This is a genomic window from Amycolatopsis sp. NPDC058278 (assembly GCF_042881395.1).
GTDB lineage: Bacteria > Actinomycetota > Actinomycetes > Mycobacteriales > Pseudonocardiaceae > Amycolatopsis.
In genome coordinates this window covers 19,105-31,936 of record NZ_JBHVXZ010000001.1, presented here as the reverse complement: position 1 = coordinate 31,936, position 12,832 = coordinate 19,105, and the positions used below count along the sequence as shown (strand labels likewise).

The window sequence follows — 12,832 nt, the reverse complement described above, 5'->3', positions numbered from 1 at the left end:
GGCAACGTGAATGTCACCTAACGGCTCCCGTCGAGCAGCACCCGCGCGACGAGGTTTGGGTCGTCGTTCATCGGCACGTGCCCGCAGCCCGGTAGCAGCCGGAACACCCCGTGCGGGGCGACTTTCCGCAGGTCGGCGACGCGTGGGCGGGCCAGGATCCGGTCGCGCTCGGCCCAGGCGATCGTCACCGGGACATCGGTGACGGGTCCGGTGAAGCGGAAGTCGCCCCGGGACTGCGCGGCGGTGGGCTCGAAGCCCGGCGCGGTGGCGAGGGCGTGCGCGTCCTCGACGACGGTGTCGGGCGTCTGCAGCTCGGGCCGCCCGACGATCATCCCGGTCAGCGCGCGCCGCCCGGACGCGCTCGCGGCGATGCGGCGCACGACGTGCGGTGGCGTGCGCTGCGCCAGGGCCCGGTGGGCCTTGAGGGTGGCGATCGCGTACATCTTCTGGGTCCGGTTCCACAGCCCGGCCGGCGACAGCGCCGTGACGCTGCGGACCAAGCCGGCCTGCCCGAGGGCCAGCGACAGCAGGCCGCCGAGCGAGTTGCCGGCGACGTGCGGCCGGTCGAGCCCGAGGTCGGTGAAGAGCTCCTTGAACATCACCAGCGCGGGCTCGATGCCGTACCCGCCGGACGGCTCGGGCGACTCGCCGAAGCCGGGCAGGTCGACGGCAATGACGTCGCGATGGGCTGTCAGCAGCGGGAACACCGGCGCCCACGCCTGGCGGCGGTGGCCGATGCCGTGGATCAGCACCAGTGGCTCGCCCCGGCCCGCACGGTCGTAGACAACGTCGTCCATGATCCGAGCGTAAGACGCGGGTAGCGGAAAAGCTACAACCGCCAGTAACAGTTACTCTGCGTCCGGTTGGATCCGGGTCCCGGCGTCGGCCGACCGCTGGACGGCGTCGAGCACGCGGTGCACGCGCAGGGCGTGCGCGAAGTCCGGCAGGTCGCTCTTGAGGTGCCGGGCGTACGCGTGTGCCACGTTGTACGAGGGTTCGGCGCTGCGGCCGGCCAGCTGCGGCAGCTCGTACCGCGCGGGCACGGTGAGCTTCTCCAGCGTGCCGGTCCGGCTGCCGCGCAGGGTCAGCTTGGCGATCCAGAACAGCGGGTCCGCCGCCTCGACGACCAGCGTGCCCTCGGTGCCGTTGATCTCCCAGTGGAAGTCCGTGGCCGGCGACGTCCCGCCACGCAGGTGCAGCGACGCGACGGCGCCTCCGGTCAGCACGCCGGTCACCGCGATCTGGTCCGGCGCGGTCATCTCGACGGACTCGCCGGTGACCTCGTCGCGCACCCGCGGCCGGACGGTCGCCATCGTCGCCGAGAGCTCGGCGAAGCCGCCGAGGACCATGGCCAGCGCGTCGACGGTGTGCGCGAACGGGATGGTCAGCATCGTCGCCCCGCCCGCGGGGTGCAGCTGGTAGTCGCGGCCGGCCCGCACGGATGGGCCCCAATTCGCGCCCGAAGCGATCAGCGACGTCGAGAGCACGCGGCCGACGTAGCCGTCCTTGATGAGGTCGCGCAGGTAGCGCAACGCGGGCGCAGACCGTCCCTGCAGGCCGACCGCGGTCGTCTTCTCCCGGGCGGCTTCGGCCAGCGCCTCGGTTTCGGCGAGGCTCACGCCCAGCGGCCACTCGCTCAGCACCTGCTTGCCCGCGGCGAGCGCGGGCTCGATGAGCGCCCGGTGCTGCGGCACCTTCACGGCGACCACCACGAGGTCGACCTCCGGGTGCCGGGCGAGTTCCCCGGCGTCGCCGAAGGTCAGCGGCACGCCGTACTTTTCGCCGGCCACCCGCGCCGACTCGGCGCTGCTGCCGGCGAGCGCGCGGAGTTCGTAGCCGTCCACCGCGGCCAGCGCGGGCACGTGCGCGGTCGCGGCCCAGCCGCCGTTCGCGCTGAGCCCGACGATGCCGACCCGGACCGGTGCCATGAGCGTTCCTTTCGTTGCCTGCATAGAGCCCGACGTGCCGAGCGTCGTGCGCATTCCCGTATCGGCGCAAGCAGCATCCGGTTACGCCGGCATGACTTCGATCACCCACGGCCCGCCGATCGGCCGCGGGCGGGTCGGCCGAGTGGCCGATGACGGCCCCGGGCCGTCGGGCTCTTCGACCGAAGCGGCACCGGGGGCAAGATCCATAACGTCGGTGGCATGACGAACGCACAGGTCACAGCCCTGCAGTACGGCTTCATCGCCTTCCTCGCGCTGTGGGCCGTGGTGCTGGTGCCGCAGCTGATCACCCAGCTCGCCCGGCACGGCGGCCTGCGGCTGCGCGGCATCGCGACCACGGCGGCGGTGCTGCTCTACGGCTGCATGACGCTCGCGGTCGTCTTCCTGCCGCTGCCGGGCCCCGGCACCCGCCGGCTCAGCCAGACCGTGCAGCTGCACCCGTTCCAGTGGATCGCCGACATCCACACGGAGCTGCTCGAGCACGGTGGGCAGTGGTTCCTCACGCAGACGTTCCAGCAGGCGTGCCTGAACGTCCTGTTGTTCGTGCCGCTCGGGGTGTTCGCGCGGATCCTGTGGCGCCGCGGCCTGACCGGCACCGCGCTGATCGGCTTCACGGCGTCACTGCTCATCGAGGTCACCCAGCTCACGGCGAACTTCGGCACGGCGCCGTATGTCTACCGGATCTTCGACGTCGACGACCTCATGAACAACACGTTCGGCGCCGTCGCCGGCTGGGTGTTCGGGGCGCTGCTGCTGACGCTCCTGCGTTCAACGGTCGACGTGCAGCCGGCCCGGAGCGAGCGGGTCCACCTCGCCGAGACGCGCTAGCCGGGCTTTCCGCTGCAGCGCGGCCCGCTTGGCGGCCCGCCGGTCTTCCAGGACGACAACGAGCGCGGCGACGGCCAAGACCAGCGCGACCAGCCCGAGGACGATCGGAAGCTGCACGAAATCCTCCTCGGTACGGCGCTGTGCGGGAGATCACACAGGTTACGCAGGTTCGTGGTGAATTCGCTACCCCACGCGACGAGGGCGGCGAACCCGAGCGTGCCGGAAACTGGACGGGTGAGCACCCGACCCACGAAGGACCAGCTGGCCGCGGCGCACAACGCCACCATCCCCGACGTCATCGCCCCCGGTCTCGACGTCCTCTTCTGCGGCATCAACCCCGGCCTCTACTCCGGCGCGGTCGGCCGGCACTTCGCGCGCCCCGGCAACCGCTTCTGGCCCGCACTCCACAAGGGCGGCTTCACGCCGCGGCTGTACGACCCCAGCGAGCAGGACCAGCTGCTCGACCTCCACCTCGGCGTCACGAACGTCGTCGCCCGGACCACCGCACGAGCCGACGAACTGACCGGCGACGAGCTGCGCGAAGGCGGAAAACTACTGGTCGCCAAGGTGCTCGAGTACCGGCCGCGGTGGCTGGCCGTGGTCGGGATCACCGCCTACCGGACCGCGTTCGGCTTCCCCAAGGCGCGAGTCGGCCCGCAGGAACACCGGATCGGCGACACGCAGGTATGGGTGCTGCCGAACCCGAGCGGCCTCAACGCGCACTGGACACCGGCCGGGCTGGCGGCCGAGTTCGCCCGGCTTCGGGCCGCATCGGATGACTGTCGAAATCGTTGAACGCGCTGCAGGCCACCCTCAGTAGCGCCGACTGCCCCATCGGGTCCTTCTCACCCCGGCCGCGCCACCGCCCCATGATCGACTTCTACGGAAAGTTTGCTGTGACCGGCGGATTGGGCCATGAGGGGGATTTGGCGTCATGAGCTGCGCAATCGCGACTCGTACCAAGCAGGAAGAGTCACTTCCGGCCGGTCCAAGCAGGGAACCGGACGGTGCCGGAGACGTCCGGCACCCGGGAGCGACCGCGCAGAGACGGAGGCCCGCGATGCACGGCATCGAGCCCACCCGCAGGCCCACAGGGCCCGCCGGACCCGGCGGGCGCAGCCTCGGCGTGGCGGTCGTCGATCCCGTGCCGATCTTCCGCGACGGCCTCGCCGCGCTCGTGCACCGCAACCAGGGACTGCACTGGGCCGGGCAAGCCGCCAGCCACCACGCGGCCCTGCAGCTGTGCGAGCAGGTCAAGCCGGACGTCGTCCTCCTGGACTCGGCACTCGACCCGAACTGCCACCTGACCAAACTGCTCAACGCCGGCGACCCGGCGCTGCTCCTGGTCATCCTGATCCGTGACGCGAATCGCACGCATCAGTACCTCGCGGCCGCGATCGCCGCCGGCGCGCACGCGATCGTGCCGCGGTCGATCGATTCACGGCGGCTCGCCGAAGCGATCCGGCGGGCGCACAGCGAGCGCCGTTACATCGACCCGGCGCTGGCCGCCTTGACCGCCCGGCCGAAGCGGGCGACCGCCCCGAAGGGCGACCTCGCCCACGACAGCCCGCCGGCGGCACGCGGCGCGATGCCGCTGTCCAGGCGCGAGTACCAGGTGCTCCAGCTGGTCGCCGAGGGGCTCGAAAACTCGGCGATCGCGAAGCTGCTGTTCCTGTCGGTCGAGACCGTCCGGACCCACGTGAAGAGCATCCTGCGCAAGCTTTCCGCCCGGGACCGGACACACGCGGTGACGATCGCCTTCCGCGGCGGGATCCTGATCGCGCGACCCGAGGACGGGCACGTCCCCGTGACGGCGGACACAACGGCGATCCCCGGCAGCCGCTGACCGCCCTTTCCCAGGCGGAAGGCAACATTCGGGTGGATTTCGGCTACTCGGAAGTGCGGATCTGCTTGCTCCAGTTACCCGCAGGTAATATCCTGAAGTTACCGGCGAGTAAGGCGAATATGTGCCCGGCCGGGGAGCCGAACACATTGGAGTGACGACATGGGCCACTACAAGAGCAACGTCCGAGACCTGGAGTTCAACCTCTTCGAGGTACTCGGCGTGCAGGAGCGCCTGGGCAAGGGTGTGCTCGCCGAATCCGACGAAGAGACCGCCCGCGGGGTGCTGTCCGAGCTGAACAAGCTCGCGACCGGCCCGCTCGCCGAGTCCTTCGCCGACGCCGACCGCAACCCGCCCGTGTACGACCCGAAGACCTTCAGCGTCAAGATCCCCGAGTCCTTCAAGAAGAGCTACAAGCAGCTCCTGGACGGCGAGTGGTGGCGCCTCGGCCTGACCAACGACCTCGGCGGCTTCGGCCTTCCGCCGACCGTGCAGTGGGCGGCGTCCGAGCTCATCCTCGGCGCGAACGCCCCGCTGTTCATGTACATGGCGGGCCCGAACTTCGCCATGATCGTGAACAAGAACGGCACCGAAGAGCAGAAGCACTGGGCCCAGATCATGATCGACCGGGCCTGGGGCGCCACGATGGTGCTGACCGAGCCGGACGCCGGCTCCGACGTCGGCGCGGGCCGCACCAAGGCCACCAAGCAGGAGGACGGCTCCTGGCACATCGACGGCGTGAAGCGGTTCATCACCTCGGCCGAGCACGACATGAGCGAAAACATCATGCACCTGGTGCTCGCTCGCCCCGAAGGTCCCGGCATCGAGACCAAGCCGGGCACCAAGGGCCTGTCGCTGTTCCTCGTCCCGAAGTTCCACTTCGACTCCAAGACCGGCGAGCTGGGCGAGCGCAACGGCGCCTACGTCACGAACGTCGAACACAAGATGGGCATCAAGGCCTCGACGACCTGCGAGCTGACCTTCGGCCAGCACGGCACCCCGGCCAAGGGCTGGCTGCTCGGCGAGGTGCACGACGGCATCGCGCAGATGTTCCAGGTCATCGAGTACGCCCGGATGATGGTCGGCACGAAGGCCATCGCGACGCTCTCGACGGGTTACCTCAACGCGCTCGAGTACGCCAAGGAGCGCGTCCAGGGCGCCGACCTGCCGAACATGCTGAACAAGGCCGCCCCGCGCGTCACCATCACGCACCACCCGGACGTCCGCCGCTCGCTGATGCTCCAGAAGGCCTACGCCGAGGGCCTCCGCGCGGTGTACCTCTACACGGCGTCGTTCCAGGACCAGCTGTGGACCGGCGAGGGCGACCAGAAGCTCGCGCACGGCGTCAACGACCTGCTGCTGCCGATCGTCAAGGGCGTCGGCTCCGAGCGGGCCACCGAGCAGCTCGTGCAGTCGCTGCAGACGCTGGGCGGGTCCGGCTTCTTGCAGGACTACCCGATCGAGCAGTACATCCGTGACGCCAAGATCGACTCGCTGTACGAGGGCACCACGGCGATCCAGTCACTGGACTTCTTCTTCCGGAAGATCGTCCGCGACAAGGGCCGGTCGCTGGCCTTCGTCGCCGGGGAGATCACCAAGTTCATCGAGTCCGAGGCGGGCAACGGCCGGCTCAAGAACGAGCGTGCGCTGCTCAAGCAGGCCCTCGAGGACACCCAGGGCATGCTCGGCTCGCTGATCGGCTACCTGACGGCGTCCCAGGAGGACTCGCAGAGCATCAACAAGGTCGGCCAGCACACGGTCCGCCTGCTGATGTCGGTCGGCGACCTGCTCATCGGCTGGCAGCTGCTCAAGCACGCCGAGGTCGCGATCGGCAAGCTCGACGTGGGCGCGTCCGCCAAGGACACCCCGTTCTACGAGGGCAAGATCGCCTCGGCCTCGTTCTTCGCGAAGCAGGTGCTGCCGGAGCTGACCGCCCGCCGCGCCATCGTGGAGGCCGCCGACAACGCACTCATGGAGCTGGACGAAGCCGCGTTCTGATCAACGTGTTCCGCCGAAGGGCCCCTTCCACCCGGAAGGGGCCCTTCCGGCGTTTCGAGGTCATCCCGCCGGGGCATTCCGTCTCCGAGTTCGCGGGACCGAGTGGCCGGACCCGCGACCACCGAGAGGAGATAGTGATGACTGTCGCCGGCATCATCAGCGCCATCGTCGTCGGGCTGATCATCGGCGTTCTGGGCCGGCTGCTCGCTCCCGGCAAGCAGAACGTCCCGATCTGGCTGACCATCGTGATCGGTATCATCGCCGCCTTCATCGGTACGGCCATCGCGCGTGGTCTCGGCTACGCCGACACGAACGGCATCGACTGGCTGGAGATTCTTACGCAGGTCGTGCTGGCCGCGATCGGTGTCAGCATCGCCGCGGGCGCCTACGGCCGTCGTGGGGTAACCCGGTAACTTCCCGGAACTCAAGCCCGGCCGGTCCACCTTCGGGTGAACCGGCCGGGCTTTTCCGTGGCTACCGCCGGGCCGACGCGCGGGCGAGCGCGACGGCGAACCCGGCGCCCACCAGCAGCAGGGCCGCGGCACAGGTCATCGTCGTGGTGATGGCGTGCGCCGACGAACCGCCGGCAAGCGTCAAGAAGAGACTCCCGAACGTCGCCACCCCGACGACCTGGCCCAGCTGCAACGTCGTCGTGAGCAGGCCACTGGCGTCCGCCGCGCTTTCGAGCGGGACGTGGGTCAGCGCGTGCGCCATCAGGGACCCGAACGCCAGGCCCATGGAAAGGCCGAACAGCAGGAGCGCGGCGAAGAACAGCGCGCCGCCGTTTCCACCGTCCTCGAGGCTCAACCCCAGCAACGCGTACGCGACCGCCGACCCCACGTAGCCGCACGGCGTCAGTGCCGCGTGGACGCGCACGGGCAGTTTGTGCCAGAAGAATCCGCACACACCGAAAACCACCCCACCGGGTGCCATGGTGAGCCCGGCGGCCAGCGCCGTCTCCCCGAGGCCCGCCTGCAGGTGCAAGGCGACGCAGAACAGGAACCCGCCGTAGGACGCCACACCGGTGGCCAGCGCGGCCAGTCCCGGTGCGACACCGCGGACCCGCAGCACGCCGAGGTTGACCAGCGGATCGCGCACCCGGCGTTCCACGACCACGAACAGCACCGCCAGCAGCAACCCTGCCGCGAGCGAAACGAACGTCCACACCGGCCAGCCGGTTTCGTGCCCCAAGACCAGCGGCAGCACGACGAGGACCACGGCGGGCACGGCGAGCGCGAGGCCGGCGAGGTCGAGCCGGCGGCCCGCCTTCGCCGCGCCACCGGGCACCAGCCGCAGGGCGAGCGCGGCCACGAGCACCCCGATCGGCACGTTCACCAGGAAGATCGGCCGCCAGCCCGTGCCGAAGAGGTCCGCGCCGACGAGCACGCCGCCGAGCACCTGGCCGGACACGAACGCGACCGAGATGACCGCGGTGTACGCGCTGAGCGCCTTGGCGCGTGCCGGGCCGCTGAACTGCGCCTGGATGACGCTGATGACCTGCGGCATCATCAGCGCGGCGCCGGCGCCCTGGGCGATCCGCGCGACGATGAGCGTCACCGGGTCCGGCGCGAAGCCGCAACCCAGCGAGCAGACGGTGAAAGCGACGACGCCGGTGACGAACAGCCGTCGGCGCCCGAACAGTTCGCCGAGCCGGGCGCCGGTGATCAGCAGCATCGCGTAGCCCACGGTGTAGCCGGAAACGACGAGCTGCAGCGCGGCGCCGGACGCGTGCAGGTCGGTGCGGATGTCGGTCATGGCGACGTTCACGACGGTGACGTCGAGCAGCGCCATGAACTGGCCGAGCAGCAGGACGGCGAGCATGAACCACGGCCGCCGGTCCGGCCGGGCGGCCCGGTCCGGGGTGGCCGGGGCAGGGGTGGTCAGTGTCATGCCTCTGACCTTGGGGTTCTTCGTCCTTGGGCGGAGAGAGCCTGGTGGTGCTGGTACTGGGAGCACCTGCTTCAACGGAAATTGTCGTACCCCTCGGGCACCATGTTCCGCATGACGTCAACGCAGGTCCACACGAGCCGCCGGGAGGAACTCGGCCAGTTCCTCAAGGCGTGCCGGGCGCGGATCGGCCCCGAAGAGGTCGGGCTGCCGCCCGGCGTGCGCCGTCGCACGAGCGGGTTGCGGCGGGAGGAGGTCGCGCTGCTCGCCGGCGTCGGCGTCACCTGGTACACGTGGCTGGAGCAGGGGCGGCCGATCAACGCGAGCGCGCAGGTGCTCGACGCGGTGGCGCGCACGCTGCGGATGGACCACCCCGAGCGGGAACACCTGTACCGGCTGGCGGAGCTGACGCCGTCCCGGCTGCCGTCGTCGGTGGAGGTGGTGCCGGACACGGTGCGCGAGGTGCTGCGCGCGCTCGATCCGCTGCCGGCCACCGTGATCAACGGCCGGTTCGACATCCTCGCGTCGAACGCGGCGCAGGAGGAGCTGTTCTGGGAGTGGCACAGCCTGCCGTGCCTGCACAAGAACCTGTTGTGGTGCTGCGTGACCGAGCCGAACGCGCGGCGGATGCTGCTGAACTACGACGAGGAGGTCCCGCACATGGTCGCGCGGATGCGGGCCGAATACGGCAGGCACGTCGGTGACCCGGTCTGGGAAGAGGACATCCGGCGCCTGTCGGCGTTGTGCCCGGAGTTCGCCGCGTTGTGGGCGCGGCACGAGGTGGCGGAACCGCGGCCGCGGCTGCGGGAGTTCCAGCACCCGCGGGCGGGCCGGATGCGCCTCCGGCTGACCGAGCTGGCGGTCTCGGAAGCGCCGGGCCTGCGGATCCAGGTGTCCACTCCGGACGACCCGGCGACGTGGGCGTTGCTGCCCCTGACCCGGCGGGAGGCGTCGTGACGTGCGCGGACCTGAGCGATCAGGGGCTGACGTCGGTGCCTGCGCTGCCGGACGGCGTCACCCGGCTGGATCTGTACAAGAACTCGATCTCGGAGGTGCCCGGGTCGCTGTGGTCGCTGACCGGGCTGCGCGTGCTGAACCTGGCGGCGAACCGGATTTCTTCGCTGCCGCCGGGCATCTCGGCGCTGACGTCGTTGCACACGCTCGACCTGGCGCACAACCGGTTCGACTCACTGCCGGACGAGCTGGGCGAGCTGGCCGGGCTCACCGAGTACCTGTACATCAGCGACAACCGGCTGACGAAGTTCCCGGATGCCTGGTGCCGGCTGGGAAAGCTGCGGTATCTGGGGTGCACGGACAACCGGCTCACCGCGCTGCCGCCGGACCTCTCGGGGTTCGCGGCGCTGCGCGAACTCCGGCTGTACCGCAACGAGCTGGCCGCGCTGCCCGAGTCGATCGGGGCGCTCGGTGCGTTGCGGGAGCTGCACCTGCGCGGCAACCGGCTCACCTCGCTGCCGTCGTCTATCGGCTTGCTGAGTGAGCTGCGTCAGCTCGACCTGCGGGAGAACCAGTTGACGACACTGCCCGCGTCACTGGCTGGCTTGTCCAAACTGGACAAGCTGGATCTGCGGTGGAACAAGCAGCTCCGGGAGCCGGCGTGGCTGCGCGACTTCGAGGAGGCGGGGTGCATGGTCCTTCGCTGACAACTCAACAGAGAAGGGTCGGGCGCGGCCCGTAGGTCGCCGTGTGCGACGTCCGCCGGAGCTCGGTGCCGCTCGCGAGGTCGTAGAGCACGCGCGTGTCGGTGACGCTGAAGCCGGACGAACCGATCGAGGGCTGGCACGAGCCGGCCTCGCCGGAGCCGAACTGGATCGGCGGCGGGTCGCCGGGCGTCTGCGCTCCGGTCTGGCTCTCGACGCGGAAGTGCCGGGTGCCCCAGATCCGGACGGTCACCGAGTCGCCGGAAACGGTGGCCTGGATGGCGATGCCGGTCGCCGCGTCGTTGGTCAGCTTGAGCTCGACGGGGGTGCCGTCGGCGTTGACGGCCTTGGCGTCGCGGCCGACGGGGTAGCGGTCGAGGTAGTGGTCGTGCTCCAGGTGGCCGGCGTCGGCCAGGCCGGCGAGGTAGGCGGCGTTGTACAAAGTGGACGCCAGCTGGGAGACGCCGCCGCCGACCACGGACGGGCCGGTGCCGTCCTCGTCGACCGGGGCGGCCACGTAGCCGGCGGCCGCGGTGCGCGGGCCGGAGCGGCCGCCGAGGCTGAACGTCTCGCCGGGCTTGACGATCGTGCCGGACACGCGGGCGGCGAGCGTCCGGTTGTTCGTCGCGGCGGGGCCGGTCAGTCCACCGGTGGTGAACTCGCCGACGACCTCTTTGATGCCGAGCGCGTTGGCGGCGTCGGTGGTCACGCTGGGTGCGGACGCGCTGTAGACGACCGGGAGATCCCGTCCGTCGGTCTTCTTGAGCACGTCGATCAGGGGGAGGAAGGTCTTCTCCCAGTCGACCTTGCGGGCGTCTTCGGAGGGCTCGACCGCCGGCTGGTCGCCGGTGAAGACGACCTGCGCGTCCTTGCCGTCGGTCTCGGTGCTCGCGAGCGGGTCCTTGAGGGCTGCCTGCAGCTTGCCCTGGTCGATCCGGACCTCGACGGCCCCGCCCTCGACCACGGCGAACTGGAACGACGCCGCGATCGTCGCGGGCTTCAGCGGAACGTCCTTGCCTTCGCCGTGCACGACGACCGGTTTCGCGACGGCGGGCACGACGATCTGCTGCCACGCGGCCTGCACCCCGGCGGCGGTCGCGCGCACGGGCGTGATCGCCATGGAAAGCTTGACCCCGCCGGGGTCGAGCCAGTGGTCGGTGACGGTGTGCACGGCGCCGGCCAGGTCGGTCAGCTGCTGGCCCTGCCGCGGCAGGACGGGGTGGGCGGTGACCCCGCCGTCGCTGCCCGCGATGGGGGTGAACCCGACCGAGCCTTCGGTGGCGGGGTGGTTCAGCCTGCCGTCGGCCAGCTCGCGCACGGCCTGGGTGATCTGGTTCTGGTCGGTGCGCGTGGCCACCCCGACCTCGCGGCTGGTGAAGAAGGACATGATCCGCGTGATCGGACTGAGCGGCTGGTGCCCGGCGAGGCCGAGCGTGTTCGGCCAGTCGAGCCCGAGCCCGGACTGCGAGGGCACGAGTTCGGCCTGCACATCCCCACCGTGCACGACAACGGGCCGGATCAGCCGCGGCTCGAGTTCTTTCCGCAGCTTGGCTTCGGCTTCGGCATGGCTGAGCCCCCCGACCTCGACGCCGGCCACGGTCACCCCGCGCGGCACATCCCCGGCGCTGACGGCGAGATCGATGGCGTAGAGGATGACAAAGAGACCGAGGGCGAGCCCGATGGACATCATGGTCCGCGCAAGGCCCTTGCGCAGCTTCCGGGCGGGCGTCTCCGGCGCCGGGGGTGGCGTGGGGTTCTCGAGAAGCTCGCCGAGCAGGTCATCGGAGAAGAGATCGGTCGTCCCGGCGCCACTGCCCGGAACGGGAGCGGCGACAACGGGCGGCCAAGCGGGCACGACTTCGGTCGCGGGCTCGGTCGCGGGCTCGGCCACAACGCCAACGGCCGCCGCAGGTGATTCGGCCACGGTCGACGGGTCGGCCGCTGAGGGCCACTCGTGCACCGCATCGCCGGGCGGCTCGGCCGCGGGCGGCAGGTCAACCGCTGAGGGCCACTCGAGCACCGCGTCGCTGACCAGCTCGGCAGACGCTGCAGGCGGTTCGGCCACGGTCGGCGACTCAACCGGCGCGGGCGGCAGATCAACCGGCGCGGGTGGCGGGTCAGCCGGCGCGGGCGGCGGCTCGATCACCGGTTCCGCCGCAGCCGCCGCGGTGGTCTGCTCGGTCGCCGGTAGCTCTTGCTCGGCGTCGGGCCACACCTCGGCCGCCGTTGCTTCGGCCGTTCCGGGCTCGGCCGGCGCATGAGCGCGGTCGGCTTCGAGCGTTTCCGCGCCCTCGCGTACCTCTTCGTCTGCCACGCGCCTGCCTTTCGCGGGACCCGACCTACAGGTAGAGCCCCGTCCCGTGCTCGGTGCGCTCCATCGCCACCGCGTGGATGTCGCGTTCGCGCATCACCAGGTGCCCCTCGCCCTGGATCTCGACCTCGAGCTGGTCCTCCGGGTTGAAGAGCACGCGGTCGCCGGTCTTGACGTTCCGCACACTGTTGCCCACGCCCAGTACATCACCCCAGGCGAGCCGGCGCGCAACCTGCGCCGTTGCGGGGATCACGATGCCGCCGCTGCTGCGGCGCTCCCCTTCTTCCGGCGACAGCCGCACGAGTACCCGGTCGTGCAGCATCTGGATTTCGAGTTTCGGCCCGTCAGACACGGCGTGCAT

At 70.6% G+C, this 12,832-nt stretch carries 13 protein-coding genes; 7 read left to right on the top strand and 6 right to left on the bottom strand.

Annotation, left to right across the window (positions count from 1 at the left end; translation table 11 throughout):
- Positions 1-17: 17 nt before the first annotated feature.
- Together ACFVYA_RS00150 and ACFVYA_RS00145 are read right to left on the bottom strand one after the other, a co-directional pair.
- On the bottom strand, positions 18-797 hold the full coding sequence (locus tag ACFVYA_RS00150; RefSeq protein WP_387040550.1) for an alpha/beta fold hydrolase: 780 nt from the start codon (positions 795-797) through the stop codon (positions 18-20).
- A gap of 51 nt (positions 798-848) precedes the next feature.
- The gene (locus ACFVYA_RS00145; protein WP_387040547.1) at positions 849-1,928 is read right to left on the bottom strand and encodes a Gfo/Idh/MocA family protein; all 1,080 of its coding nucleotides are present in this window, start codon (positions 1,926-1,928) and stop codon (positions 849-851) included.
- A 219-nt stretch (positions 1,929-2,147) separates the two neighbouring features.
- Here ACFVYA_RS00145 and ACFVYA_RS00140 point away from each other — a divergent pair, with 219 nt between their 5' ends.
- Complete coding sequence (locus tag ACFVYA_RS00140; protein ID WP_387040544.1) at positions 2,148-2,774, top strand: VanZ family protein; 627 nt, start codon at positions 2,148-2,150, stop codon at positions 2,772-2,774.
- Here ACFVYA_RS00140 and ACFVYA_RS00135 read toward each other — a convergent pair.
- Entirely contained in the window at positions 2,715-2,891 is a 177-nt protein-coding gene (locus tag ACFVYA_RS00135; RefSeq protein ID WP_003058066.1) for a hypothetical protein, read from the bottom strand. The two genes, ACFVYA_RS00140 and ACFVYA_RS00135, sit on opposite strands and share 60 nt — an antisense overlap.
- 117 nt (positions 2,892-3,008) lie before the next feature.
- Here ACFVYA_RS00135 and mug point away from each other — a divergent pair, with 117 nt between their 5' ends.
- The 4 genes from mug (at position 3,009) to ACFVYA_RS00115 (ending at position 7,028) form a co-directional block, all read left to right on the top strand.
- On the top strand, positions 3,009-3,569 hold the full coding sequence (mug, locus tag ACFVYA_RS00130; RefSeq protein WP_387040541.1) for a G/U mismatch-specific DNA glycosylase: 561 nt from the start codon (positions 3,009-3,011) through the stop codon (positions 3,567-3,569).
- A gap of 265 nt (positions 3,570-3,834) precedes the next feature.
- Positions 3,835-4,620, top strand: coding sequence for a response regulator transcription factor (locus ACFVYA_RS00125; RefSeq protein ID WP_387040539.1), 786 nt, complete (start codon positions 3,835-3,837; stop codon positions 4,618-4,620).
- Positions 4,621-4,779: 159 nt separating this feature from the next.
- On the top strand, positions 4,780-6,615 hold the full coding sequence (locus tag ACFVYA_RS00120; protein WP_387040537.1) for an acyl-CoA dehydrogenase: 1,836 nt from the start codon (positions 4,780-4,782) through the stop codon (positions 6,613-6,615).
- A gap of 137 nt (positions 6,616-6,752) precedes the next feature.
- Positions 6,753-7,028: a GlsB/YeaQ/YmgE family stress response membrane protein gene (locus tag ACFVYA_RS00115; RefSeq protein ID WP_387040534.1), complete on the top strand. Its 276-nt coding sequence runs from the start codon at positions 6,753-6,755 to the stop codon at positions 7,026-7,028.
- Positions 7,029-7,089: 61 nt separating this feature from the next.
- Here ACFVYA_RS00115 and ACFVYA_RS00110 read toward each other — a convergent pair whose 3' ends face one another.
- The gene (locus ACFVYA_RS00110) at positions 7,090-8,505 is read right to left on the bottom strand and encodes an MFS transporter (protein ID WP_387040532.1); all 1,416 of its coding nucleotides are present in this window, start codon (positions 8,503-8,505) and stop codon (positions 7,090-7,092) included.
- A 111-nt stretch (positions 8,506-8,616) separates the two neighbouring features.
- Between ACFVYA_RS00110 and ACFVYA_RS00105 the strand changes: the two genes are divergently transcribed.
- Both ACFVYA_RS00105 and ACFVYA_RS00100 read left to right on the top strand, forming a co-directional pair.
- Positions 8,617-9,459: a helix-turn-helix transcriptional regulator gene (locus tag ACFVYA_RS00105; protein WP_387040529.1), complete on the top strand. Its 843-nt coding sequence runs from the start codon at positions 8,617-8,619 to the stop codon at positions 9,457-9,459.
- Entirely contained in the window at positions 9,456-10,163 is a 708-nt protein-coding gene (locus ACFVYA_RS00100; RefSeq protein WP_387040526.1) for a leucine-rich repeat domain-containing protein, read from the top strand. Before ACFVYA_RS00105 ends, ACFVYA_RS00100 begins: the two co-directional genes overlap by 4 nt.
- Positions 10,164-10,167: 4 nt before the next feature.
- On the opposite strand, the gene ACFVYA_RS00095 is transcribed toward ACFVYA_RS00100, so the two are convergent.
- Both ACFVYA_RS00095 and ACFVYA_RS00090 read right to left on the bottom strand, forming a co-directional pair.
- Positions 10,168-12,303, bottom strand: a complete 2,136-nt coding sequence (locus tag ACFVYA_RS00095; protein WP_387040950.1) for a VanW family protein — start codon at positions 12,301-12,303, stop codon at positions 10,168-10,170.
- Positions 12,304-12,499: 196 nt separating this feature from the next.
- Positions 12,500-12,832 carry a co-chaperone GroES gene (locus ACFVYA_RS00090; protein ID WP_285987362.1) on the bottom strand — a complete coding sequence of 111 codons (333 nt, stop codon included), beginning with the start codon at positions 12,830-12,832 and terminating at the stop codon, positions 12,500-12,502.

Bases quoted from the DNA above. Each gene is read 5' to 3' on its own strand.
- ACFVYA_RS00150 (WP_387040550.1), bottom strand. From the start codon at position 797: ATGGACGACGTTGTCTACGACCGTGCGGGCCGGGGCGAGCCACTGGTG.
- ACFVYA_RS00145 (WP_387040547.1), bottom strand. From the start codon at position 1,928: ATGGCACCGGTCCGGGTCGGCATCGTCGGGCTCAGCGCGAACGGCGGC.
- ACFVYA_RS00140 (WP_387040544.1), top strand. From the start codon at position 2,148: ATGACGAACGCACAGGTCACAGCCCTGCAGTACGGCTTCATCGCCTTC.
- ACFVYA_RS00125 (WP_387040539.1), top strand. From the start codon at position 3,835: ATGCACGGCATCGAGCCCACCCGCAGGCCCACAGGGCCCGCCGGACCC.
- ACFVYA_RS00120 (WP_387040537.1), top strand. From the start codon at position 4,780: ATGGGCCACTACAAGAGCAACGTCCGAGACCTGGAGTTCAACCTCTTC.
- ACFVYA_RS00115 (WP_387040534.1), top strand. From the start codon at position 6,753: ATGACTGTCGCCGGCATCATCAGCGCCATCGTCGTCGGGCTGATCATC.
- ACFVYA_RS00110 (WP_387040532.1), bottom strand. From the start codon at position 8,505: ATGACACTGACCACCCCTGCCCCGGCCACCCCGGACCGGGCCGCCCGG.
- ACFVYA_RS00105 (WP_387040529.1), top strand. From the start codon at position 8,617: ATGACGTCAACGCAGGTCCACACGAGCCGCCGGGAGGAACTCGGCCAG.
- ACFVYA_RS00090 (WP_285987362.1), bottom strand. From the start codon at position 12,832: ATGCACGCCGTGTCTGACGGGCCGAAACTCGAAATCCAGATGCTGCAC.